25 protein-coding genes and 3 tRNA genes are annotated in these 24,002 nt (G+C 66.3%); 13 read left to right on the plus strand and 15 right to left on the minus strand.

The annotated features are described in order from the left end of the window. Nucleotides 1-8 precede the first annotated feature (8 nt). The 4 genes from folP to hpt all read right to left on the minus strand — a co-directional run bounded on the left by folP (nt 9) and on the right by hpt (nt 4,112). Nucleotides 9-800, minus strand: coding sequence for a dihydropteroate synthase (gene folP, locus ACIPY5_RS11095; protein WP_400970487.1), 792 nt, complete (start codon nt 798-800; stop codon nt 9-11). Further along, entirely contained in the window at nt 797-1,441 is a 645-nt protein-coding gene (gene folE / locus ACIPY5_RS11100) for a GTP cyclohydrolase I (protein WP_400970489.1), read from the minus strand. The genes folP and folE overlap by 4 nt, the downstream gene beginning before the upstream one ends. A 3-nt stretch (nt 1,442-1,444) precedes the next feature. After that, nucleotides 1,445-3,448, minus strand: a complete 2,004-nt coding sequence (gene ftsH / locus ACIPY5_RS11105) for an ATP-dependent zinc metalloprotease FtsH (protein WP_400970492.1) — start codon at nt 3,446-3,448, stop codon at nt 1,445-1,447. A gap of 112 nt (nt 3,449-3,560) precedes the next feature. Beyond that, complete coding sequence (gene hpt, locus ACIPY5_RS11110; protein ID WP_309337228.1) at nt 3,561-4,112, minus strand: hypoxanthine phosphoribosyltransferase; 552 nt, start codon at nt 4,110-4,112, stop codon at nt 3,561-3,563. Nucleotides 4,113-4,232: 120 nt separating this feature from the next. Between hpt and ACIPY5_RS11115 the strand changes: the two genes are divergently transcribed. Then, nucleotides 4,233-4,844, plus strand: a complete 612-nt coding sequence (locus ACIPY5_RS11115) for a DUF937 domain-containing protein (RefSeq protein ID WP_400970496.1) — start codon at nt 4,233-4,235, stop codon at nt 4,842-4,844. A gap of 192 nt (nt 4,845-5,036) precedes the next feature. Here the strand turns inward: ACIPY5_RS11115 and tilS are convergent, their stop codons facing one another. After that, complete coding sequence (tilS, locus tag ACIPY5_RS11120; RefSeq protein ID WP_400970856.1) at nt 5,037-5,996, minus strand: tRNA lysidine(34) synthetase TilS; 960 nt, start codon at nt 5,994-5,996, stop codon at nt 5,037-5,039. A gap of 151 nt (nt 5,997-6,147) precedes the next feature. Between tilS and ppa the strand changes: the two genes are divergently transcribed. Further along, nucleotides 6,148-6,639 (plus strand): inorganic diphosphatase, encoded by a 492-nt coding sequence (ppa, locus tag ACIPY5_RS11125; RefSeq protein WP_105688269.1) that lies wholly within the window; start codon nt 6,148-6,150, stop codon nt 6,637-6,639. Between the two features lie 72 nt (nt 6,640-6,711). Here ppa and ACIPY5_RS11130 read toward each other — a convergent pair whose 3' ends face one another. Then, nucleotides 6,712-8,034: a M23 family metallopeptidase gene (locus ACIPY5_RS11130; RefSeq protein WP_400970500.1), complete on the minus strand. Its 1,323-nt coding sequence runs from the start codon at nt 8,032-8,034 to the stop codon at nt 6,712-6,714. Between the two features lie 322 nt (nt 8,035-8,356). Between ACIPY5_RS11130 and ACIPY5_RS11135 the strand changes: the two genes are divergently transcribed. From ACIPY5_RS11135 to ACIPY5_RS11155, 5 genes are all read left to right on the plus strand, one after another. Further along, a tRNA-Glu gene (locus ACIPY5_RS11135) sits at nt 8,357-8,429 on the plus strand. Between the two features lie 27 nt (nt 8,430-8,456). Next, nucleotides 8,457-8,530 (plus strand) — tRNA-Asp (locus tag ACIPY5_RS11140). Between the two features lie 78 nt (nt 8,531-8,608). Next, nucleotides 8,609-8,681: transfer RNA gene (locus ACIPY5_RS11145), tRNA-Phe, on the plus strand. A 334-nt stretch (nt 8,682-9,015) separates the two neighbouring features. Next, nucleotides 9,016-9,453: an excisionase family DNA-binding protein gene (locus tag ACIPY5_RS11150; protein ID WP_400970502.1), complete on the plus strand. Its 438-nt coding sequence runs from the start codon at nt 9,016-9,018 to the stop codon at nt 9,451-9,453. A 193-nt stretch (nt 9,454-9,646) separates the two neighbouring features. Continuing rightward, nucleotides 9,647-9,940 (plus strand): hypothetical protein, encoded by a 294-nt coding sequence (locus ACIPY5_RS11155; RefSeq protein ID WP_400970504.1) that lies wholly within the window; start codon nt 9,647-9,649, stop codon nt 9,938-9,940. A gap of 12 nt (nt 9,941-9,952) precedes the next feature. Here the strand turns inward: ACIPY5_RS11155 and ACIPY5_RS11160 are convergent, their stop codons facing one another. The 8 genes from ACIPY5_RS11160 to ACIPY5_RS11195 all read right to left on the minus strand — a co-directional run bounded on the left by ACIPY5_RS11160 (nt 9,953) and on the right by ACIPY5_RS11195 (nt 16,320). After that, nucleotides 9,953-10,522, minus strand: coding sequence for a hypothetical protein (locus tag ACIPY5_RS11160; protein WP_400970506.1), 570 nt, complete (start codon nt 10,520-10,522; stop codon nt 9,953-9,955). Nucleotides 10,523-10,597: 75 nt separating this feature from the next. Further along, nucleotides 10,598-11,716 (minus strand): tyrosine-type recombinase/integrase, encoded by a 1,119-nt coding sequence (locus tag ACIPY5_RS11165; protein ID WP_400970508.1) that lies wholly within the window; start codon nt 11,714-11,716, stop codon nt 10,598-10,600. Further along, a complete protein-coding gene (locus ACIPY5_RS11170; RefSeq protein ID WP_400970511.1) occupies nt 11,703-11,918 on the minus strand; it encodes a helix-turn-helix transcriptional regulator in 216 nt (71 codons plus the stop codon). The genes ACIPY5_RS11165 and ACIPY5_RS11170 overlap by 14 nt, the downstream gene beginning before the upstream one ends. A 10-nt stretch (nt 11,919-11,928) precedes the next feature. Continuing rightward, a complete protein-coding gene (locus ACIPY5_RS11175) occupies nt 11,929-13,233 on the minus strand; it encodes a replication initiator (protein ID WP_400970513.1) in 1,305 nt (434 codons plus the stop codon). 43 nt (nt 13,234-13,276) lie between these two features. Continuing rightward, complete coding sequence (locus tag ACIPY5_RS11180) at nt 13,277-13,699, minus strand: hypothetical protein (protein WP_400970516.1); 423 nt, start codon at nt 13,697-13,699, stop codon at nt 13,277-13,279. Next, nucleotides 13,696-15,111, minus strand: coding sequence for an FtsK/SpoIIIE domain-containing protein (locus tag ACIPY5_RS11185; protein ID WP_400970859.1), 1,416 nt, complete (start codon nt 15,109-15,111; stop codon nt 13,696-13,698). Before ACIPY5_RS11185 ends, ACIPY5_RS11180 begins: the two co-directional genes overlap by 4 nt. Beyond that, nucleotides 15,111-15,509 carry a plasmid replication, integration and excision activator gene (locus tag ACIPY5_RS11190; RefSeq protein ID WP_400970519.1) on the minus strand — a complete coding sequence of 133 codons (399 nt, stop codon included), beginning with the start codon at nt 15,507-15,509 and terminating at the stop codon, nt 15,111-15,113. The genes ACIPY5_RS11185 and ACIPY5_RS11190 overlap by 1 nt, the downstream gene beginning before the upstream one ends. 97 nt (nt 15,510-15,606) lie before the next feature. Further along, the gene (locus ACIPY5_RS11195; RefSeq protein ID WP_400970521.1) at nt 15,607-16,320 is read right to left on the minus strand and encodes a GntR family transcriptional regulator; all 714 of its coding nucleotides are present in this window, start codon (nt 16,318-16,320) and stop codon (nt 15,607-15,609) included. Between the two features lie 200 nt (nt 16,321-16,520). On the opposite strand from ACIPY5_RS11195, the gene ACIPY5_RS11200 reads away from it, so the two are divergent. The 6 genes from ACIPY5_RS11200 to ACIPY5_RS11225 all read left to right on the plus strand — a co-directional run bounded on the left by ACIPY5_RS11200 (nt 16,521) and on the right by ACIPY5_RS11225 (nt 22,731). After that, nucleotides 16,521-16,979 (plus strand): hypothetical protein, encoded by a 459-nt coding sequence (locus ACIPY5_RS11200; protein ID WP_400970524.1) that lies wholly within the window; start codon nt 16,521-16,523, stop codon nt 16,977-16,979. Then, nucleotides 16,976-17,641, plus strand: a complete 666-nt coding sequence (locus ACIPY5_RS11205) for a hypothetical protein (RefSeq protein ID WP_400970527.1) — start codon at nt 16,976-16,978, stop codon at nt 17,639-17,641. Before ACIPY5_RS11200 ends, ACIPY5_RS11205 begins: the two co-directional genes overlap by 4 nt. Further along, a complete protein-coding gene (locus tag ACIPY5_RS11210) occupies nt 17,642-18,613 on the plus strand; it encodes a hypothetical protein (RefSeq protein ID WP_400970530.1) in 972 nt (323 codons plus the stop codon). It abuts the gene before it with no gap. 116 nt (nt 18,614-18,729) lie between these two features. Continuing rightward, nucleotides 18,730-20,589, plus strand: a complete 1,860-nt coding sequence (locus ACIPY5_RS11215) for a DUF4365 domain-containing protein (protein ID WP_400970533.1) — start codon at nt 18,730-18,732, stop codon at nt 20,587-20,589. Nucleotides 20,590-21,159: 570 nt separating this feature from the next. Further along, nucleotides 21,160-21,993, plus strand: coding sequence for an MBL fold metallo-hydrolase (locus ACIPY5_RS11220; RefSeq protein WP_400970536.1), 834 nt, complete (start codon nt 21,160-21,162; stop codon nt 21,991-21,993). A 39-nt stretch (nt 21,994-22,032) separates the two neighbouring features. Next, complete coding sequence (locus ACIPY5_RS11225; protein WP_400970538.1) at nt 22,033-22,731, plus strand: VOC family protein; 699 nt, start codon at nt 22,033-22,035, stop codon at nt 22,729-22,731. Between the two features lie 64 nt (nt 22,732-22,795). Here the strand turns inward: ACIPY5_RS11225 and ACIPY5_RS11230 are convergent, their stop codons facing one another. After that, a complete protein-coding gene (locus ACIPY5_RS11230; protein ID WP_400970541.1) occupies nt 22,796-23,956 on the minus strand; it encodes a Cmx/CmrA family chloramphenicol efflux MFS transporter in 1,161 nt (386 codons plus the stop codon). Nucleotides 23,957-24,002: the final 46 nt, after the last annotated feature.

Consider the following 24,002-nt stretch of genomic DNA (forward strand, 5'->3'; position numbering starts at 1 on the left):
GAGGGGGCTCAGCCGTCCCAGGCGCCGAGCACCGCGAGGGCGTCGCGCGTGGCGGCGACGTCGTGCACGCGCACGGCCCACGCCCCGGCGCGGGCGGCGAGCGCGCTCGTCACGGCGGTCGCCAGATCCTTGCGCCGCTCGTCGGCGTCGGCGCCCAGGGCGTCGGCGAGGAAGCGCTTGCGCGACGTCCCCACGAGCACGCGTGGCCCGAGCGCCACGATGTCGGCGAGCTCGCGCAGCAGATCCCAGTTCTGGCCCGCGGTCTTCGCGAACCCCACGCCGGGATCGACGATGATGCGCGAGGGGGCGATGCCGGCCGCCGCCGCGGCGGCCACGCGCTCGCGCAGCTCGCCGGCCACCTCGCGGCCGACCCGCCCGTACTCGGCGCGCGCGTACATGTCCGAGGACGGCCCGCGCCAGTGTCCGAGCGCGATGTCGGCGCCCGATTCGGCGACGGCCGCGAGCATCTCCGGATCCGCCAGGCCTCCCGAGACGTCGTTCACGATCCGCGCCCCCGCGCGGACGGCGGCGACCGCGGTGCCGGCGTTCAGGGTGTCCACGCTCACCGGGATCCCCTCGGCGGCGAGGCGCTCGATGACCGGCAGCACGCGACGCTGCTCCTCGGCGACGGGCACCCGCTCGGCGCCGGGGCGGGTGGATTCGCCGCCGATGTCGAGCACGTGTGCGCCCTGCGCGCGCAGCAGCAGGGCGTGCGCGACCGCGTGGTCGGCGTCGGCGTAGCGCCCGCCGTCGCTGAACGAATCGGGGGTGGCGTTGACGATCCCCCAGATCGCGGTCATGCGGTGGTTCCGGGCGCGTCGATCGACGACGGGACGAACGGGTCGGCCGCAGGCCGCGCGCCCGCCCCGATCAGCGCGATCAGCTCGGCGCGCGCGACGGGATCCGTGTAGACCCCCCTGGCCGCGATCGTGAGGGTCGAGGCCTCCGTCTGCCGGCCGCCCCGCATGGTGACGCAGCCGTGCACCGCGTCCATCACCACGAGCACGCCCTGCGCGTCGAGGTGGGAGGCGATCGCGTCGGCGACCTGCTCGCCGAGCCGCTCCTGCACCTGCGGACGCGAGGCGAGGATCTCGACCACCTTGACCAGCGCGCCGAGTCCGACGACGTGCTCCCCGGGCAGGTACGCGATGTGCGCGTGCCCGGCGAACGGCAGCAGGTGGTGCTCGCACACCGAGCGGAACCGGATGCCGCGCAGCAGCACCGCGCCCGAGGGCAGGGTGTCGGGCGCGGGCCCGTGCGAGACGCTGATCGTGTGCGCGAGCGGGGCGCCGGGATCCTCGCCCAAGCCGGCGAAGAACTCGGCGTACAGGTCGGCCATCCGCGCCGGGGTCTGCTTCAGCCCCGGACGCTCCGGGTCCTCGCCGATCGCGAGGAGCAGCTCACGGGTCAGGCTCGCGACGCGCTCCCGATCGACGGCCATCGCTCAGGCCGTCGCGGGGCGCGGCTTGCCGCCGCCCGCGGTGCCCGGCCGGCGCTCCGTCGACGGCTGGGCGGCCTCGGTCGCCGCGGTGCCCACCTCGACGCCGCGCTGCGGCATGTCGATCGGGGGCAGCAGCGACACCGGACGGTCCTCGCTCGAGAGCCACTGCGGGCGCTCGGGCAGCTTGCGGATCTCCGTGAAGATCTCCGCGATCTGGTTGTGGTCCAGGGTCTCCTTCTCGAGCAGCTCGCGCGCGAGCTTGTCGAGGATGTCGCGGTTGGCGCTCAGCACCTCGTACGCCTCGTTGTGCGCCTGCTCGATGAGGGCGCGCACCTGCGTGTCCACGCGCTCGGCGATCGTCTCGGAGTACTCGCGTCCGCGGCCCATGTCGCGGCCGGCGAAGGGCTCTCCACCCTCGGTGCCGAGCTTGACCGGTCCGAGCTCCGTCGTCATGCCGTACTCGAGCACCATCTTGCGGGCGATCGACGTCGCCTTCTCGATGTCGTTCGAGGCGCCCGTGGTCGGGTCGTGGAAGACGATCTCCTCGGCCACGCGGCCGCCCATCGCGTAGGTGAGCTGGTCCTGCAGCTCGTTGCGGGTGACCGAGTACTTGTCGTCCAGCGGGAGCACCATCGTGTAACCGAGGGCCTTGCCGCGCGGCAGGATCGTGATCTTGGTGACCGGGTCGGTGTAGTTCATCGCCGCCGCCGCGAGCGCGTGACCGCCCTCGTGGTACGCCGTGATGAGCTTCTCCTTGTCCTTCATCACGCGGGTGCGACGCTGCGGGCCGGCGATGACGCGGTCGATCGCCTCGTCGAGGGCGCGGTTGTCGATGAGCTGCGCGTTCGAGCGCGCCGTCAGCAGCGCGGCCTCGTTGAGCACGTTGGCCAGGTCGGCGCCGGTGAATCCGGGCGTCTTGCGGGCGACGACCTCGAGGTCGACGCCGTTCGCGAGCGGCTTGCCCTTCGCGTGCACCTCGAGGATGTGCTGACGGCCCTTGAGGTCGGGCGCGTCCACGCCGATCTGCCGGTCGAAGCGGCCGGGGCGCAGGAGCGCGGGGTCGAGGATGTCGGGGCGGTTGGTCGCCGCGATCACGATGACGTTCGCGTTCGGGTCGAAGCCGTCCATCTCCACGAGCATCTGGTTCAGCGTCTGCTCGCGCTCGTCGTTGCCGCCGCCGAGGCCCGCACCGCGGTGCCGGCCGACGGCGTCGATCTCGTCGATGAAGATGATCGCGGGGGCGTTCTCCTTGGCCTGCGTGAAGAGGTCGCGCACGCGGGAGGCTCCCACGCCGACGAACATCTCGACGAAGTCGGATCCGGAGATCGAGTAGAAGGGGGCGCCGGCCTCGCCGGCGACGGCGCGGGCGAGCAGGGTCTTTCCGGTCCCGGGAGGGCCGTAGAGCAGGACGCCCTTGGGGATCCGCGCGCCGATCGCCTGGAACTTGCCCGGATCCTGCAGGAACTCCTTGATCTCGTGGAGCTCCTCGATGGCCTCGTCGGCCCCCGCCACGTCGGCGAAGGTGACCGTCGGGTTCTCCTTGCTCACGAGCTTCGCGCGGGACTTGCCGAACTGCATGATCTTGCTGTTGCCGCCCTGGGCACTGGACAACAGCCACCAGAAGAGCAGGCCGAGCAGCACCATCGGGATGAGGATCGAGAGGAAGCCGTCGAACCAGCTCGCCTTCGGCACGGCGTCGTTGTAGCCGTCCTTGGGCGCGGCGTCGTCGATCGCCTTGACCACCTCGGCCGCGCGAGCCTGGACGTAATAGAACTGCACGCTGTCCGCGCCCTTGTACGGCTTCGACAGCGTCATGTCCACGCGCTGGTCGCCATCGGTGTTGACCACCTTGGTCACCGTGCCGCCCTTGAGCAGGTCCAGTCCGTCCTTGGTCGACACCTGCGAGGAGGATCCGAGGTTCGAGATCAGCAGGAACCCGCCGACCAGGAAGAGACCGATCAGCACCACATACGTGAGCCAGCTGCGCGTGATCTTCTTTACATCCATGATCCGATCAGCGTAGCGCGAGAGTCTTAGCGCCCCCCTGGGGATTCGCCCACGGCGTACCCCTCTTCTCGAGCCGCCCGCCCGGGGCGGCGCGAGACGTCTCCGCGGTCGCTCAGGCGTACACGTGCGGCGCCAGCACCGCGACGTCGCGCAGGTTGCGGTAGCGCTCGGAGTAGTCGAGGCCGTAGCCCACCACGAACTCGGGCGGGATGTCGAAGCCGACGTACTTGCAGTCGATCACGACCTTGGCCGCCTCGGGCTTGCGCAGCAGCGCGAGCACCTCGATCGACTCGGCGCCGCGCGAGGCGAAGTTCTCCAGCAACCAGCTCAGGGTCAGGCCGGAGTCGATGACGTCCTCCACGATCAGGACGTGCTTGCCGTGCAGGTCGGTGTCCAGGTCCTTGCGGATCTGCACCACGCCGCTGGACTTGGTGCTCGCGCCGTAGCTCGACACCGCCATCCAGTCCATCGGCACCGAGAACGGCAGCGCCCTGGCGAAGTCGGCCATGACCATGACGGCGCCCTTCAGCACGCCGACCAGGAGCAGATCCTTGCCCGCGTAGTCCTCGGCGACCCGCGCCGCGAGCTCGTCGAGCTTGGTGCGGATCTCCTCCTCGGTGACGAGGATCTCGGTCAGGTCGTCAGGGATGTCCGCAGCGCGCATGGATCGATTTTACGCGACCGGATCCGTTCTCCCGCAGGCGTCCTGCGCCCGCTACTGTGAGCGGAGAGGCGGGGTGGCGCTTGGGGGAACCGAGCCCCCGCCGCGGACGGAAGGAGTCCCATGGACATCGACGAGATCCTCAACCAGGTGCCGATCGGCGACATCGCCCAGAAGCTCGGCGTCAGCGAGGACGTCGCGCGGCAGGCGGTGCAGGAAGGCGGCGCCGCGCTCCTCGGAGGCCTCGCCAAGAACGCCGAGACGGCGGAGGGCTCCTCCGCGATCGAGGCGGCGCTCGCCAAGCACGACGGCTTCTCCGGTGCGGCCTCGATCAACGACATCGACGAGGCCGACGGCCAGAAGATCGTGTCGCACGTGTTCGGCGACAATGCGGACCAGGTCGCGCAGACCCTGACCAGCGAGCAGAAGACGGCCGGCATCGACTTCGGCAAGCTGCTCCCGATCCTCGCCCCGATCGTGATGGGCCTCATCGCGAACAGCCAGAAGGGCTCGACCGGCGGCGGTGGCGGTCTCGGCGACATCCTCGGCGGCCTCTTCGGCGGCGGCCAGCAGCAGGGCTCGACCGCGGGCGCCGCGTCGGGCGGCGGCCTCGGCGACATCCTCGGCGGGCTCGGCGGACTCTTCGGCGGCGGCCAGCAGGGCTCCTCGGCCGGCGGCGCGGGCGGCATCGACATCGGCGGCCTGCTGGACGGCCTCCTCGGCGGCAAGAAGTAGGACGACCCGAGACGCGGTCCCCTCCCGGGGGCCGCGTCTCGTCGCGTCCGGGGGGGGGGATCCGAGGATCCGGGAGTCCGGCCGAGCACACGGGATCCTGCCGAGCACACGGCTCGTTCACGCCAAGACCCGGTGCGTTCGACAACACCCCGTGCACTCGCAGACCCGGATCCAAGGATCCACGCCTCGGCTCTAGCGCGCGGCGAACACGATCCGGCCGCCGACGCGGGTGGCGGTGCAGCCGGGCAGATCGAGCGGCCCTTGGCCCGACCAGTCGGTGACCAGGCGCGCGACCTCGACGGTCTGCGCGCGGGTCAGGCCGACGCCGAACTCGCTCTGCACGACGAGGCGGATCACGCGATTGCGCAGCGCCGCGGGGTTGGCGGCGAGGGCCGCGGCGCTCACGGAGATCCCGGCCTCGGCGTGCTCCACGATGTCTTCGATGGTCTCGTGGATCATCTCGTCGAACGCCTCCGCGTCCTCGCGCAGCTGCTCGGCGGTGCGGGCGAGCGCCTCGGCGATGCCAGGGCCGAGCTCGGCCTCGAGCACCGGCAGCACGCGCTCGCGCACCCGCACGCGCAGGTAGCGGGGGTCGGCGTTGTGCGGATCGTCCCAGGGGTCGAGACCCTCGGCGGAGCAGGCTGCGCGCGTCGTGGCGCGCCGCACGGCGAGGAGCGGGCGGATCCACCTCGTCCCGTCCTCGTCGGTCCGCACCGGCGCCATGCCCTGCAGGCTGCCTGCGCCGGATCCGCGGGACAGACCCAGCAGCACCGTCTCCGCCTGGTCGTCGAGCGTGTGTCCGAGCAGCACGGGCGCGTCCTCGGTCTGCGCGACCCGGCGCAGTGCGGCGTAGCGGGCGGCGCGTGCGTCGGCTTCCGGGCCCTCCCCCGACTCCGCGACGACGACCCGTTCCACACGCGCCTCGATGCCGAGCGCCGACGCCTTCGCGGCGGCCTCGGCGGCGATCCGGTCGGATCCGTCCTGCAGCCCGTGGTCGACCGTCACACTCTGCACGCGGATCCCCGCGGCGCGCGCCCCGAAGGCCGTCGCGGCCGCCAGCGCCAGCGAATCGGCGCCGCCCGAGAGGGCGACGATCACGGCGTCGGGTTGCGAGGGCAGAGCAGCCAGGGCGGCGCGCACGGCGCGGCGCATCTCGGCGACGGCGGGAGAGAGGGACGGCACGCTCTCACGCTACCCGGGTCGGGCGGCGCCTCCGCGGTCCGCGGATGACGGCGGGCGCGTGGAGGCGCACGCAAGTAGGCTGGTGCGCGGCATCCAACCGTCTTTCCTGAGGAGTACACGCATGGGCGCACACGACGCCGTCATCGAGATCCCGCGCGGCAGCCGCGTGAAGTACGAGGTCGACCACGAGACCGGACGAGTGCACCTCGACCGCGTGCTCTACACGACCTTCGGGTACCCGGCCGACTACGGCTACTTCGACAACACCCTCGGCGAGGACGGCGACCCGCTGGACGTGCTGGTGCTGCTCGACCAGGCCATCTTCCCCGGCGTCGTGGTGAACGTGCGCCCGGTGGCCGTGCTGAAGATGAGCGACGAGGCCGGCGGAGACGACAAGCTCGTCGCCGTGCTGAGCAAGGACCCGCGCTGGTCGCACATCCAGGACCTGGGCGACCTGGCCGAGTACACGAAGAAGGAGATCGCGCACTTCTTCGAGCACTACAAGGACCTCGAGCCCAACAAGTGGGTCAAGGTCGACGCGTGGGGCGACGCCGCCGAGGCGCAGCGGATCCTCGACGAGGCCATCGAGCGCTTCAAGAACGACGGTCACTGACCTTCGGACGCAGACAGAAGACCCCCGGTGCGCTCAGCGGCCCGGGGGTCTTCTGTGTGAAGGATCCGAGGATCAGCCCATGTAGACGCCCTGGTTCTGCATGAACGTGATGGGGTTGATGGTGCTGCCCCACTGGTAGACCTCGAAGTGCAGGTGGCAGCCGAAGGATCCGCCGGTGTTGCCCGCATAGGCGATCACCTGCCCGGCGTTGACCCAGTCGCCTCCGCTGACGTTGTAGCCGCCGTTGAGGATGTGGCCGTAGCCCGTGGCGAGCCCGCTGCCGTCGCTGTTGTCGATCTTGATGTAGTTGCCGTAGCCGCCGTTCCAGCCGGCGTAGACGACCGTGCCGGAGTGCGCGGCGAAGATCGGGGAGCCGCAGCTGCCGTCGGCGAGGTCGACGCCGGCGTGGAAGCTGGAGGAGCAGCCCCAGACGTCGCAGTCGGGCACGCGGTAGCCGTAGCCGGAGGACTGATAACCGCCGAACGGGCGGACCCAGCCGCCGCTCCCGGCCGAGCCGCCTCCGCTGTCGCCGCCTCCGCCGCCACCACCGCCGCCTCCGCCGTTCTGGCGGGCGGCTTCTTCGGCGGCCTGACGCTCGGCGGCGAGCTGCGCCTGACGCGCGGCCTCTGCGGCGGCACGCGCCGCCTCACCGGCCTGGTACTGCGCGACGGTCTTCGCCGTGGTGTCCTGCAGGGCGGCGAGCTGCGCCTGCAGCTGGCCGAGGTGCGTCTGCTGATCCGCGAGAGCCGCAGCGGCAGCCTGGGCCGCGGCCTGCGCCTTCTGCATCTTGTCTTCGGCGATCTTCGCGAGGCGGTCGCGCTCGGCCTTGGCCGAGGTGGCCTGGTCCGTCAGCGACTGCGCGGTGTTCTTCGCCTCGAGGGCCTTGTCGTAGATCGCCTGGGTGCCCGAGAGGACGCGATCCATCTGCCCGAGACGCTGCAGGAGCTCGTCGGTGTTGGCCGTCGACTTCGAGAAGAACAGCTGCAGGGCCGTGGTGTCGCCGCCGTCGCGCGAGAGCTGCGCGGCGATCTGGCCGGCCTTGCTCGCGGTGTCATCCGCGACCTTCTTCTGGGTGTCGGCCTGTCCCTGCAGATCCGCGAGCCGTCGCGCCTGTGCGTCGAGCGCCTGCTGCGCGGCGAAGTACTCGTTGCCGGCGGCCTCGGCCGCGGCCTTGGTGTCGGCGACGTTCTGCGTCAGCGAAGCGATGAGCCCCTGGATGCGGCTGACCTCGTTCGCGGCGGACGCCTCGTTGGCCTTCGCCGCCTGCACGTCGTCCCAGCTGGGGTAGTCGTCGGCATATGCGGCAGGAGCGCCGAGGAAGAGGCCCAGGATCAGCGCACCCACGGTGGCGATGCTGAGCACGGCGCCGCTGCGGCGGCGTCCCAGGCGCGTCACGCGGGCACGCCGAGCGGGCGACGTCTGTCCGGGTCGACGGGCGTCTTCGCTGTTCGGATGGTTCACCAGGCTCCCTTTCGCCGGTTTCACTCATGTCACACTAACAACATCAGCATCTTTCGCAACCCTCGGATCCCGCTCGGGATCGGGAATTCTTCGGATCGTCATCTGCTGGTCGTGCGTTCAGGGACGGGACGGGACCACCCTTCATTCTGCTCCCGGACACGCCCGGGATCCAGGCCGACGCGCTCTCGATTGGTGTTTTGCCTCAGAAACCCCTTATGCTTGAGCGTCGGCAAGGGAACCCCTGAGGTTCGCCTCCGGCCCCATCGTTTAGTGGCCTAGGACGCCGCCCTTTCACGGCGGTAGCACGGGTTCGAATCCCGTTGGGGTCACTCTTTCCGATACAATTTCATAGTTCTGGCCCTGTAGCGCAGTTGGTTAGCGTGCCGCCCTGTCACGGCGGAGGTCGCGGGTTCAAGTCCCGTCAGGGTCGCTCCAAGCGACAGGCCTTTCTTCGGAAAGGCCTGTCGTCTAGGACGCAGGTCAGAAGCTTCCACCTTCGGACTTGTGCGGCTCTGTAGCTCAGTTGGTAGAGCGTTCGACTGAAAATCGAAAGGTCACCGGATCGATGCCGGTCGGAGCCACACGGGTGATCATTACAATCACCCCAGGAACCCTCGCGTAGCTTCTACATCGCGGGGGTTTCGTCTTTTCCTGATGAGTGGCGGTTTCTGAGCCGCTCCCCTGGGCTGTTCTGACCGGTCGTAGAGCGAGTGAAGCTCCCGGTCGCTGCGCGTGCGAAGCGCGACAAGACGCGTCTTCTGCGAGGCCTGTGCCGGTTTTGTGCCGGTAGCGTCCCGGATTCTGACCCCCAGTATCGTCCTAAGTCTGATCTGATTTACACTTACAAACGAAAGTCGGGATACTCACGTACTCGATCACGAGATCAACAGCCCCAGGATCACGAGGGAATCGATCATGACTACCGCAGGGCTCGCTCGCCCAACGGTGATGATCACGGAGCAGCTTCGAGATGAAGCCGCCCGGGTTGTCGAGTTCGTTGGTGATGAGCGGATTCAGGGCGTGACGATCACCACGGCGACAGGCAAGCGGATCGACGTGCCGGCGGGCCTGGCGGAAAGTCTCGACGCGATCGTGCACCGCATGGCGCAAGGCGGACCGATCACCCTGCAGACGATGCCCGAGCTGCTCACGACCTCACTCGCCGCGGACCTTCTTGGTGTCTCGAGGCCGACGCTCGTGAAGCTGATCAACGACGGGAAGCTCAACGCGATCATGCGTGGCTCGCACCGACGTGTGCGCTGGACCGAGCTATCCGCGTTCATGAATGCACGCGAGGCAGAGCGCGCGGCCGCGATCTCCGACCTCATCATGGCCGACTTCGGCGACGAGTAGCTCATCCCGCCCAGGACTATACGCATCGATCACGCCTCGTGGTGGCAGACAGCTATCCATTGGACCTAGCGGAGCGCGACGCGACGCGATGCAACGTTTGTCCGCACTTTTGGCCACAAATGTTGCGACCGGCACCTCGTGTCCGAGGTTGGCGCGATGCTGTGGCTGAGGCACAGTCAGGATCGGAGCAAACATGCACATCACCGCGGAGCCGAAGACGCGCGCATGGAACGACCTTGAGTGGCGAGATCGCTACCTGCACATCGTCGAAGACGATGAGCACGCGGCAGACATGCTCGCCGAAGTCTTCGCCGACATTGATCAGCGGCATCCGTACGCGCTCTGCGGCGTCAGCCTTGCGTGCCTTGAGCCGAATCCGCGACGGGTGGAACCGAAACGCGATTGCCCGGAGTGCGTGGCGCTTCTCAGCGGCGATGACACAGAGCGAGTGAAGGTGCCATGGCGGATCCGCTCCGCCCCCAGCTGAGGCCACCCGGGCTTAGAATCGTTGTGGCTCCTTGAGCATACGCACGAGCTTCGCCTGATTCGGAGTGACCTCAATACCGAGCTGCTCGGCAACAAGCTGCGGTACAGCGTCCGGCCGCGGCACATCGAAGTACGCGATAGCAAGCGGCCGCCCGAACTGTTTCTCAAGGATCGAGATCGACGGCCAGACCGACTCGGCCGCCTCCTTCGCGGTCTTACCGGATGCCGCAAACTGCAGCCTGGCCACTCCTCGGAGCGCCGAATTGCCGTCCTCAGCAATCCAGACGCCGACCGTTTCTGGGATCGCCGCGAGTGCTTTGCCGAGCTCGAGCGCGCTTGCCATGCTCAAATCCCGGTAGTCCGATCGCTGAAGTTCCAGCACCACCGCATCCATGCGTCCGTGCCTCTCTGTCACCTGCCTGATCACGCCCGGATCATGCCGGCGCTCTTCGCCGTCCAGCATCACACTGGCACGGTCGATCTCACCGAGAACCTGCTCGAAATACTGCCTCTCGTCGTCGGAGACCGCCGTGTCGATGTTGTCCAGTGTCCTCGAGCGAAAGCAATCCAACGCGGCGCTCAAGCGTCGCGCACAACGAATCGTCGATCGTCAGCCGAGGCATCGGAGAAGTTGGCCCGTTCTCGCCAGGTTCAGACGTCATCCCGCGCTCCCGATCAGCCGATCCAGCGCACCATTCGCCCGCACTGCAGCATCCGACCGCGCCCGGCTGTACCGCTCCGTCACCTGCATCGAGGAATGGCCGAGGATCGCTTGCACATCGTTCGCGGCCGCTCCGGCGTCAAAGAGTAGCGTCGCCAAAGTGTGCCGTAGGTCGTGGATGCGCAGATCGGATCGATCCAGCCGCGAGCGCAGGGCGCCCCAGTCTACGAACCGCCTGACATTCGACGGGCTGAGCCGCCCACCGCGCGGACCCGTGAACACGAGGTCAGTCCTCCGCTTCCCCTCAATGCCGCGCCGCACGTACGGCACCAGAGCTTCCGGAAGTGGCACTGAACGCTCCTTGTGGCTCTTCGGCGACTGCTCGATCAGCTCTCCACCGCGTCCCGGCGAGAAGCTCCTGCGCACATGAATCACCCGGCCAACCAGGTCGACGTCACCCACGCGGAGCGCACTTGCTTCTCCCGCCCGCATGCCCGTGAACACGAGCACAGCCAGGTAGGCGCGATAGGGACCGTCCTCCACGAACTCGAGCATGGTCACCACTTCGCTGGCAGTGAGCGCACGTGAACGGAAGCTGCGCGGGCTGTCCTCCTTCGGTCGCCGAGCGAGCCTCGCAACATTAGCCTCGAGGATTCCCGCACGGGCAGCACCCTCGAGCAGACGGCTCAGCAGCGAGAGCGCGTCATTGCGTGTGGAGGCAGATCCATCCCACGCCCCGATTGCCTGCTCGATCTCGCCGACCGTGATTGCTTCGAGTTTCCGATGCCCGAACCAGGGCTTCACACGCTTGCGCCAGGCGACGTCATAGCCTCGTGCCGTCGCGGGCCTCACGCCGGCCTCGATTGTCGCCCAGTAGCGAGCGTGCCAGGCGTTGAGTGACGTGGCACCGTCCGGCCGGACCTGCTTCTTTGCATCCGCCCGCAACCGCTTCGCCTCTGCCAGAGTCTCGACGAGGAAGCTGCGCTCGCGATCCTCGCCGTTGAGTCCGGTGGCCCACACTCGAACCTGATAACGGTTGCGATCGCTGCGGTACCGGATCCCTTCGGGGAGCGGCCTGCGGGTCTTCGGATCCAGGCGCCCGCTATCCGAGCCCACGAGTGCCTCCGGCTTCAAGGAATGCCTCGATCGTCGATGACCTCCACAGCATGTGCTTGCCCATGTGCGCGTCCGGGAACGGAACCCGCGCCTGGCGCCGGAGGGAATCGAACGTCGAAAGCGGCACGCGGCACCTCGCCGCCACCTCGCGACGGGTCAGGTACTCGTCTTCGAGCGGCTCGAGAACGTCCTCGTCCACCATCTCAATTTCACTACGCACTCTTATCTCCTCCTTCAGGTTCGAAACGCACCCGATGCGCGTCCCGCCATTCACGTGCCGCCCGCGCTGCCTCGATCGCGAGCGCCCGGTCCCCCTCGCTGCGCCAGCCCATCCCCGCGAAGCTCCAGGAGCCGATGACGAGCACCTCGTCGACGTCGTGGCCCTCGTGCTGAGCCCGCTCGAGGACCCGCGCCAACCGCCACTCCCTACGAGCGCCGCGCAGCGAACCGAGCGTCACCGAGTAGCGACGAGACTTCGACGAGAAGTGCCCCCGGAATCCGAGCATGTGCGCCCACTTACCGAGCAGCGCGTACAGACCCTCCGCACCCCCTTCCCGCGCAATGAACTCCGCGGTCGCCTTGATCCTGCGGATGTGGTGCCGAGATCCGGATGCACCATCGAGATCCTCGGTTGCTTTGGTCGCGTACTTTGCGATGTACGCGGCGACAGCGCGATCCGACAATGCGCCATCAAGGCCGTCTCGCCGGACGATCGGCTGAACATCGATCTGCGTACCCCAGCGGAGCATGCGGGCACTGTCTTCTCCTGGCACCAGGGGCGCTTCGAACGAGATCCGCCGAGCAGAGATCTTGATCGCCGCGATCAGTTCCTGTTCGCCAACGTTCACCGGAACCGGCGGGAACTCCTCGGTTTCACTCACGCCATCGAGACGCACGATCGCATGGAAGTGCACCGCGCCCCGACGCTGAAACTCCGCGACCTTCGCGAACTGCACCCGAACGACCGAAGCTGCTGCCTGCTGCGTCAGCCCCAGCTCGTGCGCAAGCTGGCGCCGAAGCTGGATCGTGAAGCGGCGCCAGAGTTCCGGGGCGAAGAACTGCCAGACCACGTGACCGACATAGTCGTAGCAGTCGGTGCAGACGGGATCGCCGAGTATCGGATCATCGGCATCGTGAGCACACGCGCACCCGCGCGGCTTGCCGTGCGCGCACTCCCCCGCCTTGCGCGAGCCGACTGATGAATGAACGGCACCGAACGAGGGCGCCGTCAGAGTGAGGAAAACCATGGGGTGGTCGGAGACACTCGACGGGACTCCCTTCATCCCTCCTGCGGCTCCCGCCATGATCATGTGCCAGGTGTCACCCTTGTACTCGTGGCTGCACGACTCGCACCGACGAGCACGCCGATTCCCGCACCGTGTGTACGTGACGCCATCAGCCTGAGATGAGGCAGAGAACTCTCCGAGGACCTCACCGCTTGCCGGGTCGAGCGTCAGCGAAGAACCTCCGAGCCTCACCGGATTCGCACAGAACCCCGTTCTCGCAGCTCCAGCCATCCATGAGTCGAACTCGGGACTCCGCAGCCGCCTCGCAACCGATTCAGCGAGGTTCACCTGTCACCACCACGGTCGGAATGGCACAGCCGATCGGATAGACATGCGCCGTCGCCGTGTCGTTGAAGAGCACGGGACGACAGACCTGCGCGTCCAGCCCCGCCGCGACACGTGCGTCCCGCCACTCGAGGATCTCCGCATCAGTGCAGCTGAGATCGGCGATCCGCCCATAAGAGGTCTCGCTTGAGCTGAACACCGGAGCGTCATAGATCGCGACATGTGTCTGCGACGCCGAATCCCACGTGACGCGCAGATTGCACGGCCGCGACGACGGAGCCGGTGACCCCTCTGCGACAACTCCACCGCGCGTCTGCCCGCCGATGCCAAACCCGATGAATCCGGACGCAGCGACCAGCACCAGTGCACCCAGCGTGAGGCCAGCCGTACCCATCGTTGCTGCCTTGTTCACGATTCCTCCTTGTTGTCTTGTGTCTTCCTGGGCCCGCGCGTCCGCGGCCGGCGCGGCGCGGTTGTGTCCTGTTCAGCCGTCGCCTCGGGGACAATCACCGGCTTCGGATTCGGTGCGAAGTACGTCAGCGCCGCCTCCCGAATCTGGTCATCGTCAGCGAACGCGGCTCGTACACGCTGCGGTGCCGTCCCCGAATCCGAGAGGACATACGCCACACCGGGAGTCGAAGGGGAGATCTCATGACACAGCGCGCCAGCCGCGACCGCCCCGTCCCCCAGCACCATCGCGGTCTCCATGCGATCGCGAAGACGGAGTCCGACGGTCTGGGTGAACAGCCCCCGTGCTGGGAGCGTCTCCTTCCGCGGATCCTGAAGGCAGGCGAAAAGGATGAAGCCGACAGCGCGCCCCTGCGACGCAAGCGTTGCGATTGCGGCGTTCGCCCGCCGGAGCATCTCACGATCGGTCTCATACGCCGTGAGCGCGGCGAGCTCATCGATCAGCACGATGATGGTGGGACTGTCGGGGGTTGCCACGTGCTGACGAGTGATCCCGGCAAGTGCTCGGGCCCGCTTCTGCATCTGAGCGACCGCCTCCTCGAGCAGCACAACCGAGTGCGCCGCGTCATCGGCGAACCGCGTCAGAAGGTCTCGACCCATCGCGAGTTCCATCCCGCCCTTGCGGTCAATCCCCCAGATCTCGACGAGCCCCTGATGGATGGGCTGCGCCAATCCGAGAAGAAGCCCCCACACGAGCGACGCCTTGCCGCTCCCGGAAGAACCCGCCACAAGGGTGTGTGGACCGACAGGCAGCCACCACTGATCGCCTCCTTCCGCAACGCCCATGACGACCGTGCGCCCGTCCCACGGCAAACCGAGCGGCAGAGTGAAAGGGCGCGCGAGCACATCGACGTACTCGATCCGAAGCGCCAGCCTGCCGAGGTGCTCCCCGACCACGCTCACTCGAGAGGCTGCGAACGCCTGAGCGAGATGCCCCGTCACGTTGACGAGGTTCTCGCGAACGAGGCCAGGAGGCAGCGCGACGGGCAACATGCAGGTCTGCTTCTGCCAGGTGGGCTTCCCGCAGCTCGCTACGATCGGAGTCCCCTGCGGTCCGCGCGCCTCAAGGCGAAGACTGCGCGCGAGCCCCAGCCAATTTCCGAGGATCCACTTCGTCATCTTCCGCTGCCACCGACGGTCAAGCACGCCGTCGAAGTCACGTGCCGCCAGGATCCGCCGAACGACGATCACGAGCGGCACGGCCGCGATCAAGGCATTCATCACGACGCCCACGACGTGAAACATCGAGAGGAATGAGAGAAGGAAGAGCAGGGCGATGAGCCAGATCCCACCGCGCAGGAGGCGCGGGATCTCGCCCGCCCAGTAGGCGCGCTCACGCTGCCAGGTCCACGACATCACTCACCGCCACGAGCCTTGGCAGCAGGCTTCATTTCCCGCGCGCGCAGCGAGAAGGCGACACGCGGACGCCCGCCGCCTTCCTTCACGTACGGCGTTACGGTCAGCCCGTCGAAGAAGACGGGCCGGAACGGCAGTCCGTTCGCCTCCGGCGGTGCCGCCGGCTCCGAAATGCTCGCGATCTTGACCGTGACTTCGTTCTGCCCCTTACGAGCCTCCGGGTCGGCGTCGATCACACGCACCTGCCAGAGCGGGTGGCCCGTGTTCTTGTCGAGGTCCTGTCCCTGACGCTGACCGTCGTCTGACCACTTCACGACCGCCTCGACTTCACCAACCATGTACGCCCCGCGCGGGAAGTAGCCCTCGAAGCTCACCGGGATCCCTGACTGAAGTGCCATGTCTTCCTCCTGTCATCTGTATCTAGATTTCTAGTCATCTAGATATCTAACTGACACTCACTATGACAGTCATCTATATGACTGTCAAGCGGTCCGCTCAGACCGTCTCGGTGACGGTGACCGTCCAGTTGTATGACCGCGAGCTCTGGGCAACGAGCACTGCGTCCCGCGCCGAATCGAACGCCGTCCGAGTGACGATCAGGTCTCCTGCACTTCGTTCGAGATCGCCGGGGCCTGACCCGCGGACAGACACGCGCCAGGCAACGGCGTTCTCGACTGCAGCGATCGCAACGTTCGCCGCCTCCTCAGGGGTCGACACTACGTACAGCCGGACGTTGTCATAGCGACCGGGTTGATCTGAAACGGTCACGTGAATCTTCACGACCTCTGACGGGAGAACGCCGAGCGCGGTAGACGCCCACCCCTCCTCCATCTCGCCAACGCGTCCAATGCGATCCGGCGATCCGATGGCTCGCACCACAGCTTCTCGCCAGGCAGGCTCGCTCGACGGAAGCGAACCTGCAAGCTGAACCGGCATCCGCATGCCAGACTCCCCCGCAACGAAGACCCCGACGCCATGCTCTGCGCGAAGAACCCCCTCTGTACGCAAGAGTCGGAGCCCCTCTCGAACGGTCATCCGCGAAACACCGAACCGCTCGACGAGTTCGGACTCGGTAGGCACCTGAGTGCCCGGCTCGACCGCCTGCTCATCCACGACCCGACGAATCTGCGACGCAATCTGCACGTACGCCGGTCTAAGCGCCGTCCTGGTCACAGGAGTCAACGCAGATGCGGGAAACTCGGGAGTCATCTAGACATCCTATCGTCGTTGCCAGCGCCTGCCGGGATCGAGATCTGTGAGAACTTTCTTTACTCGTTCAAGGCCGGCCTAACGGCCGGTTGCGCCGCCTGCGGTGCGTCCGGTCCTCGCTCCGCTGCGGTCCGGGCGCTCCTCAGCCGCGCCAGCGCACGCGCTAGCCGAGTGTCCGATGCCTCAGGCATGATGGGACCATGACCAACCAGCTGATCCTCGAGCGCACCCGCGCAGGGTCAGACACGCTCAAGATGGAGCCCGCTGACGATCGGTGTCCTCAAGAATTCGAAGATCCTAGCCAAAACCGCCGGGTGCCCCGCCTAGGTAGCTATGACCTAGTTCGCCTTGCACGATTTGCGAAGAATCACAATTACGAGATCGACGTTTTCCGTGGCCTCGGCCGCGACGGATCAGCTCTGAATGACGATGAAGCGGAAACCCTGACCCGAGCGCTGATGCCCTTGATCGATGACCTTCCGGCCATCGCAGCCGCGTTGTCTTCCACTTGGGTGGGTTACGTAATCACGTCTGTCCAATTGACCTCACCTACCCTTCACCAACTGCGTATTTGGCGGATGGGTAGGGTTGATACAGACGACCCCGGTGAAGCGAAAGAGACGCTCCAAGCCGCTGTCACATCGCTACGGCTCGCATGAAGCTGCGGGTGCTCTGGTCGACGGTTCAGATCGCCGTCGGGATCTTCGTGGCGCTAGGGCTAGACCCGTTCCTACAGAAGGTGACCAAGGCGCTTGGATGGGACGATTGGATCGCAGGCCTTTCCTCGGGTCTCGTCGCAGCGTTCTTGATCGCACTTCTATCGAACCTTCTCTTCGCCAGACCCCTCATCGAGATTTCTTGGTACTCCGTGGACGACAGCGAGCCGCTGCACGACCTCTGTGTCGAGCTGCCCTCGGGCACCAACACGTCGCCAATGTTTCGCGTCGATGTCAGCGTGCGTTGTCCCAGCCCCGTAGCCAAGTTGATCATCTGGCGCCTACGTACGAACGGAAGCCAACTGAGGTTGGCATTCCCCCGTGCTCAAGTTGCACCGATCGTGGAGACTCCCCCAGTTGACTCGTCGGGTAACCCGTTGGCGCAAGCGTCGCACGACCATCTCGACATGATCCTGCAGGCAGAACACCACCCCATCGAGAAGTGGACTTGGACATCTCTCACCTTCACCGTTTGGTCAAGGGCCGGCGAGCAACGTACCGACGTTGTGACGCAGCTACTCAACCGGGCAGGAAACGCCTCACGCTATGCCAGGATCGTCAGTATCGACGCACGCATTAAGTCAGTACGCTATCGGGAGCTTTGAATGCCGATGTTCACCTCCGGCAAAGTTGCCGCAACCCCGTTCTTCATTGAGAACGGACCACGGAGTCTCGACTTGATCCGTCAGGGGCTGATGCAGCTTCCCCCCGACGAGAAAGCGCTAACCCCGGGCTGGCTGGGCGCAAGTCACGATGATCGCATCCGGCAGTACGGAATTGCCCCTGGTCACGATATCCCAGTCCAGCGCATACCCGCCGACCCGCGGACACCTGAGCGGCTACTTGCCAGGTACTACTTCTGGACTCATGATCCGGCGCGTGCCGCGATCCTGAGCCACCGGCCCGCACACGAGCACTTTCGTCTTGATGCCGTCGATGTCGTAGTCACCCTGCTTGAAACGGGCCAGATCCTCGCGCTCGCATCGTCGCGGACACCGGAACATTTGGACGCCGTCGAGAGCGGCCTCGCGGCTTGCCTCTCGGGCGCGGTCGCCCGATTCGATCGTCCGACGATGCTCCACCTCGGTCGACCGGACTTCTTCCTCTGGGCGATCGAATGGATCGAGAACGGGCCATCAATCGGCGAGGTCAGCCTTCTTGAGGGGTCCAGTCTGGCGACCCTCGATGGTTCAAGCCGCGGCAGCACTATCCACCACACAGTCGATACGTCTCGACCCGTCGTTCTTAACGCGATCGCCAACGGGGAGACCCTCGGCCCGATGCGGCTCCACATTCGCATCGATTCGCTGCCCGCGAAGATCGTAGTCGAGCTTCATCTCGACGGGAGTTTTGTCGTCCTCACCAGCGAGACGCACTACTCAATTCATGCTGGCGTGTCCAACAAATCGATGAGAGCCGTCGAGGACGTCGCGTTCTTTCTCATCCCGCTCCTGCGCACCCGATACGAGTCAGACGACAACTGGAGCGACGCGCGCCGCGATGCCTACGTTACTGCAGCCAAGCGTCGGCTTGTGGATCTGTACTCGGTGCCTGATGGCACCCAAGACCTTGTGTGACTATCCAGCGCTGATGGCCACCGATACCAGCATGCAACAGCCGCAACCAACCGCCGCAATATCCGCACGCATGAATGAGAATCGCCCGTAGTCGGTGCTGGACATAGAGGAGTTTGATGACTGAGAAGCCAAAGCAGTCTCGCCCTAAGCGGGTACAGCAACACAAGCTAGAGTCTCGATCAGGCGCAGTCTTCGCGGTCACGTGCCGCGATAGTTGGGCCGTTCACACCATCGATGGTTCCCTAGACTATGGCCGAGACCGCTGGGTCGAGGTTTTCGACGACGGCGATGAGGCGACAGGAATCGAATTCGGGGTACAACTCAAGTCTGCAGCAGCCGCGGCGGACCCTCCGCGCGTGAAGATCAAGCGCACCACGCTGAACCTGTGGGAATCCCTGCCGACCCCGACTTTGATCTTCTTCTACGACAAGGCATCGGACAGTCGTTGGTACGAATGGGCCCACCTCTTGCCTTGGCAGCCGCCGAAAAACACCAAGTCTCGCACAGTTCAGGTGACTCGCCGTTGGGACTCAGACACGCCAGCACTTATCGAACGAGAGGCGATGGCGTTTCGAGCGGCGGCTCGAGTCATCGACTTTCTTCCACTCGATGTCGTAGTCACGGGAGAGACGTTCTTGGGCGCCGATAGCGGCCCTCTGATCGCAGCGCTAACCGACTATGTGTCGAGATTCCGCGAACTACGTCTTCGCTTCTCCGCTCGCACACCCCTGCACGCATATGTGAACCTCTCTGATGCTGGCATCGAGATCTCCCTGGCAGGAATGAGGCCTCGCCCTCTAACCTACGGGAGCATGCCGCCGAACATCTCTGGAGTCGCCGCCGATGTCATGTTCGCGCTTGCGTTCCACCTCCGCCGAGCTGGAGCCGAGAGTCTAGCTACTCGGATTCTCGGCGCCGCAGCCAGCGAGTCGTACATGATCATCTCCGCCGGACACCTCGGCGATGCGGTCGCTGTACTGATGCAGGCGCAAGATCTTGATGATCTCGAAGGTTTGCTCAAAAGATCCGCCGCGATCGAGAACCATCCGAACGGTTCAGAAGCCATCGCGAGCGTCCTAGCTACTAGCCGCAATGCCTCCACAGCAACCAGAATCAGGGTCGCAGACCTGTTTCAGAGTGTAGCTCCGACGTGGGCCAACCCAGCGGTTGCCCTATCCATTGCAGCACGGGTGCTCGGGCACATAGATCGGGAGCAATCTCGTGGCCTGTGGGAACTCGCTGCCGCATCGGACAGCTCCATCTCCGAGACGATTCCTTACCTCCTGTCACAGGCAGGGCTGGCTTTCGAGACGGAGCGGTTTGCTGATGCGGTGGATCTGTACCGGCGAGCAGTCGCACTCGGGGAAGAATCGGCCCGCCCGTTACTGGCGGACGCAATGCTGTGGGCAGGCACATATGCAGACTCATTGCTTGAGTTTTCGCGGGCAGGAATCGAGACTGCGCCCGAACACGCGGAATGGCGGCTTAAGTTGCTTGCCTTGAAGATGATCACGCATGGCCTGCAAACCACGACTCAAGTTCGAGATGGTTTTGCTGCCGAGATGAGGTGGAGGGAGACGCAACCCAACCCCTCGGATGAGCAGATCCATGAGATCATTCAAATTGATGCTCTATACGGGTGGGCCCACTGGCGGCTGTGCGCGGCGGACAAGAATCCGGATCATCTCGACCGATTTGGACATCTCGCGGTCGCAACAATCTCACTGCCAGGAATGGCCGCGATCTGGCAAGAGTTGGCCTGCTGTGCACTTTCAGATGAATCGACCGCACCCTGGGTGCTCGATATCATGCTTTGCGTCAAGCGGTATTGCGGTGCCGAATTCGTAAAACTTCTGCACACCGATACCCATGTTGACCTAGATACCCGCAGGTCACTGTTGTTCATCTACGAACACGCCGAGGAATATTCCAATCCCGGAGAGATTGGCACACCCGCCGCAAATACCCCTGAATGAGTGTGCCGGTACTGTGCCGGTAGCTCCGCTGAAACCACCGTCAACTAGCCGCGACCAACCAAGGCACTTCCCGCGGAACCACGCGGCAAACGGCGACCAACAGGCACCCGCTACCCCGCCGCATCCAACTGAAAATCGAAAGGTCACCGGATCGATGCCGGTCGGAGCCACACGGGTGATCGTTACAATCACCCCAGGAACCCTCGCGTAGCTTCTACATCGCGGAGGTTTCGTTTTTTCCTGGTGAGGGGCGGTTTCTGCGCCGCTCCCCTGAGCTGTTCCGACCGGTCGTAGCGCGATCGAACCTCCCGGTCGTTGAGCGAGCGAAGCGAGACGAAACGCCGTCCCTGCGGATCTCGTGCCGATGTTGCGTCGGGCGCACACAACCCTTCGGCTTGGCCAAGGACCAAGTCACCTCCGGCGTCCCTTCCGGGCGACCGGTCGAACCTGCTTACTCATACAGTTGGTAGTCCGAATCATGAGTAACTCGATCGGCCTCTCGAGCCGCTGGTACAGCAGAACACCGGCAAAGGGTCGGAGCTCACGACGCAACGGGAAGGAGATGGCCGGGTGAACGATGACTGGATCCGCGTCGCAAGCGGGGTCTTCCAGCGCCGCTACCGGCCGCTCGACATCTCGATCGGAGTGATCGTCGGCCGCACCGGCCTTGTGATCGTCGACACCCGCGGCAACCCCTCGGAGGCGGAGGAGATCCTCCGCGACGTCGCCGAGGACTTCGCGCTCCCCATCGTCGCCGCGATCAACACGCATGCGCACTACGACCACACGTTCGGGAACCAGGTATTCGTCGCTCAGGGCATCCCCATCTTCGGGCATCATCGGATTCCGCAGCACTTCGCCCAGCACGAGGAGAGGCGGCTGGAGAAGGTCCGGAAGCGGCCGGAATCCGAGCCGGACAAGCAGTGGGTCGACGTCGACCTCACAGCGCCGACGGTGCTCGTCGACGCACCGCTGCGCATCGAGCCCGGTGGACGAGTAATCGAACTGCTGCCGTTGGCGCCGGGACACACCGACACCGACCTCGCGATCCTCGTGCCGGATGCCAGGGTGTGGTTCCTCGGCGACGTCATCGAGCAGTCGGGCCCGCCGATGTACGGATCCGGATCCTATCCCCTCGCGTGGCCGGACGCACTCCGAGGCCTGCTGCGGGAGATCCGTTCCGACGACGTGATCGTGCCCGGGCACGGATCCGTCGTCGATCGCGCCTTCGTGCAGGCGCAGGCCTCGCAGCTGCAGGCCGTCGCCGAGGAAATCCGAGCCGCTCACGACGAGGGCATCGCTCCGGACGACGTCCAGCTGGGACGATCGCTGCACGAGTACTGGCCCGAAAGCTTCCTGCGATCAGCGGTCCGCGACGCCTACGCACGCCTCTCCAACGAGTAGGCCGGTCCTGCGGATCCCGCGGGAGGCTACGCTCGAGCCATGCCGCTGGAACTCGAATCCGTGATGTTTCGCAGCACCGAACCGGCCCGCGCGGCTGCGTTCTGGGTGACCATGCTCGGTCGCGCACCGCAGGAGGACGCGGACGGCATCCTGCTGCCGGGGACGCCGACGCAGATGGGCGTCCGATTCAGCCGGGGTGGCGCGCACTCTCCGCTCAAGAACCGCGTGCATCTGCATCTGAGCCGAGCCGATCGCACGCAGAGGGAGACGATCGCCGCGGCGGAGAAGGCCGGCGGACGACGACTCGGAAGCGGGAACATCCCGGTCGGCGGCTACGCGGTGATGTCCGATCCGACCGGAGACGAGTTCTGCGTGATCGAGGACCAGAACACGTATCTGGACGGGTGCGGACCGCTCGGCGAAGCCACCTGCGAGGGGACGCGGGCCTCCGGGCTCTTCTGGTCCGAGGCGCTGGGCTGGCCCCTGGTGTGGGACCAGGACGAGGAGACCGCCATCCAGTCACCCGCCGGCGGCACGAAGCTGGCCTGGAGCGGCGATGAGGTCGATCCCGCACGCGACCCGTCACGCCAGGCGTTCGTCCTCACGTCCGATCCGAGCGAGCTCGCGGAAGAGCTCGAGCGGTTGACGTCGCTCGGCGCGACACTGATCGGCACCACCCCCGCCGGAGCGACGATCCTCCGCGACCCGGACGGCGTGGATTTCCTGATCCGCTCCTAGCGGCGGCCTGCCGGAATGAGCTCCCGGCGCGAGCGCGAATCGTGATGGCACGCGGCGTATGAGGTCACGTCGTCACGAGCAGCCGACGGGAGAACCACATGATGAGGAGAGCCGCCGCCGTGAGAGCCGCGGCGATCCAGATCGGTGCCGAAAGCCCCGCGTCTGTCGTCAGACCGAGCGCGCCCAGCGCCGGCCCCGCGGCGGCCCCCGCGTTCAACGCCGCGGTCGCATACGAACCGCCCATGGTCGGCGCCCCCGACGCCGCATACAGCACGCACGCGATCACGGTGCTGCCGACGCCGAAGGACAGGAACCCCTGGATGAGAACCAGCACGAAGAGCGCGACGGGATGCGACGCGACCGATGCCAACAGGATCCAGCCCGTCAGCAGCAGTGGCCCGCCGACGGCGAGCACGACTCCAGGCCGCCGATCCGACAGCCGCCCTGCGACCGTCACGCCGAGGCACGACCCGATGCCGAACAGCACGAGCGCGACGGACACCCACCCTTCGGCGAGGCCCGCCGTCTCGGTCACGACGGGCGCGAAGAAGGTGAACGCCGCGAAGGTCCCGCCGTTGATCAGCGCGCCCAGCGCCATGGCCAGGGCGAGCCGCGGCGTCCGCAGCTGCAAGAGCTCATCGCGGAGCGGTGTTGTCGCCGCCCGCGCCGTGGCCCGACCGGCGTCGCCCGGGATGCCGCGGATGATCCCGAAGACCGCCGGGATGCACAGGATCGCGATCGTCCAGAACGTCGTCCGCCAGCCGAGCAGGGTGCCGAGCAGCGCTCCCGCGGGGACGCCGGCGACGGTCGCGACCGTCGTGCCGGACAGCAGGATCGCCAGGGCGCGCCCCTTCTGATCGGCCGGAACGAGCGTCGTGGCTGTGCCCAGCGCGACCGCGAGGAAGCCCGCGTTCCCGAGAGCGCTGAGCCCGCGGGTGAAGAGCAGGACAGAGAACACGGGTGTCAGCGCACCGATGACGTGGCTCCCCGCGAACACGAGAACGCAGATCGTCAGCGTGATCCGGGGCGGCCACCGGCGGGCGAATGCGGCCATGACCGGCGCGCCGACAACCATGCCGACAGCGAAGGTCGAGTTCAGCAGGCCCGCCGTGCCGACCGAGACGTCGAGTTCACTGGCGATCGCGGGAAGGAGTCCCGCGAGCATGAATTCCGAGGTTCCCATGACGAAGACCGCCAGGGCGAGCAGATAGAGGGCGAAAGGCATCGAGTGCTCCGAGGTGAGTGATCAAGAAAGGGAGGCTTCTTGTCAC

Source organism: Microbacterium sp. NPDC089698 (assembly GCF_044749045.1).
Taxonomy (GTDB): domain Bacteria; phylum Actinomycetota; class Actinomycetes; order Actinomycetales; family Microbacteriaceae; genus Microbacterium.

Excerpts from the sequence above, each read along its gene's own strand:
- folP (WP_400970487.1), bottom strand. The coding sequence starts at position 800 with ATGACCGCGATCTGGGGGATCGTCAACGCCACCCCCGATTCGTTCAGC.
- folE (WP_400970489.1), bottom strand. The coding sequence starts at position 1,441 with ATGGCCGTCGATCGGGAGCGCGTCGCGAGCCTGACCCGTGAGCTGCTC.
- ftsH (WP_400970492.1), bottom strand. The coding sequence starts at position 3,448 with ATGGATGTAAAGAAGATCACGCGCAGCTGGCTCACGTATGTGGTGCTG.
- hpt (WP_309337228.1), bottom strand. The coding sequence starts at position 4,112 with ATGCGCGCTGCGGACATCCCTGACGACCTGACCGAGATCCTCGTCACC.
- ACIPY5_RS11115 (WP_400970496.1), top strand. The coding sequence starts at position 4,233 with ATGGACATCGACGAGATCCTCAACCAGGTGCCGATCGGCGACATCGCC.
- tilS (WP_400970856.1), bottom strand. The coding sequence starts at position 5,996 with ATGCGCCGCGCCGTGCGCGCCGCCCTGGCTGCTCTGCCCTCGCAACCC.
- ppa (WP_105688269.1), top strand. The coding sequence starts at position 6,148 with ATGGGCGCACACGACGCCGTCATCGAGATCCCGCGCGGCAGCCGCGTG.
- ACIPY5_RS11150 (WP_400970502.1), top strand. The coding sequence starts at position 9,016 with ATGACTACCGCAGGGCTCGCTCGCCCAACGGTGATGATCACGGAGCAG.
- ACIPY5_RS11155 (WP_400970504.1), top strand. The coding sequence starts at position 9,647 with ATGCACATCACCGCGGAGCCGAAGACGCGCGCATGGAACGACCTTGAG.
- ACIPY5_RS11170 (WP_400970511.1), bottom strand. The coding sequence starts at position 11,918 with ATGGTGGACGAGGACGTTCTCGAGCCGCTCGAAGACGAGTACCTGACC.
- ACIPY5_RS11175 (WP_400970513.1), bottom strand. The coding sequence starts at position 13,233 with ATGGCTGGAGCTGCGAGAACGGGGTTCTGTGCGAATCCGGTGAGGCTC.
- ACIPY5_RS11185 (WP_400970859.1), bottom strand. The coding sequence starts at position 15,111 with ATGTCGTGGACCTGGCAGCGTGAGCGCGCCTACTGGGCGGGCGAGATC.
- ACIPY5_RS11190 (WP_400970519.1), bottom strand. The coding sequence starts at position 15,509 with ATGGCACTTCAGTCAGGGATCCCGGTGAGCTTCGAGGGCTACTTCCCG.
- ACIPY5_RS11195 (WP_400970521.1), bottom strand. The coding sequence starts at position 16,320 with ATGACTCCCGAGTTTCCCGCATCTGCGTTGACTCCTGTGACCAGGACG.
- ACIPY5_RS11200 (WP_400970524.1), top strand. The coding sequence starts at position 16,521 with ATGACCAACCAGCTGATCCTCGAGCGCACCCGCGCAGGGTCAGACACG.
- ACIPY5_RS11205 (WP_400970527.1), top strand. The coding sequence starts at position 16,976 with ATGAAGCTGCGGGTGCTCTGGTCGACGGTTCAGATCGCCGTCGGGATC.
- ACIPY5_RS11210 (WP_400970530.1), top strand. The coding sequence starts at position 17,642 with ATGCCGATGTTCACCTCCGGCAAAGTTGCCGCAACCCCGTTCTTCATT.
- ACIPY5_RS11215 (WP_400970533.1), top strand. The coding sequence starts at position 18,730 with ATGACTGAGAAGCCAAAGCAGTCTCGCCCTAAGCGGGTACAGCAACAC.
- ACIPY5_RS11225 (WP_400970538.1), top strand. The coding sequence starts at position 22,033 with ATGCCGCTGGAACTCGAATCCGTGATGTTTCGCAGCACCGAACCGGCC.
- ACIPY5_RS11230 (WP_400970541.1), bottom strand. The coding sequence starts at position 23,956 with ATGCCTTTCGCCCTCTATCTGCTCGCCCTGGCGGTCTTCGTCATGGGA.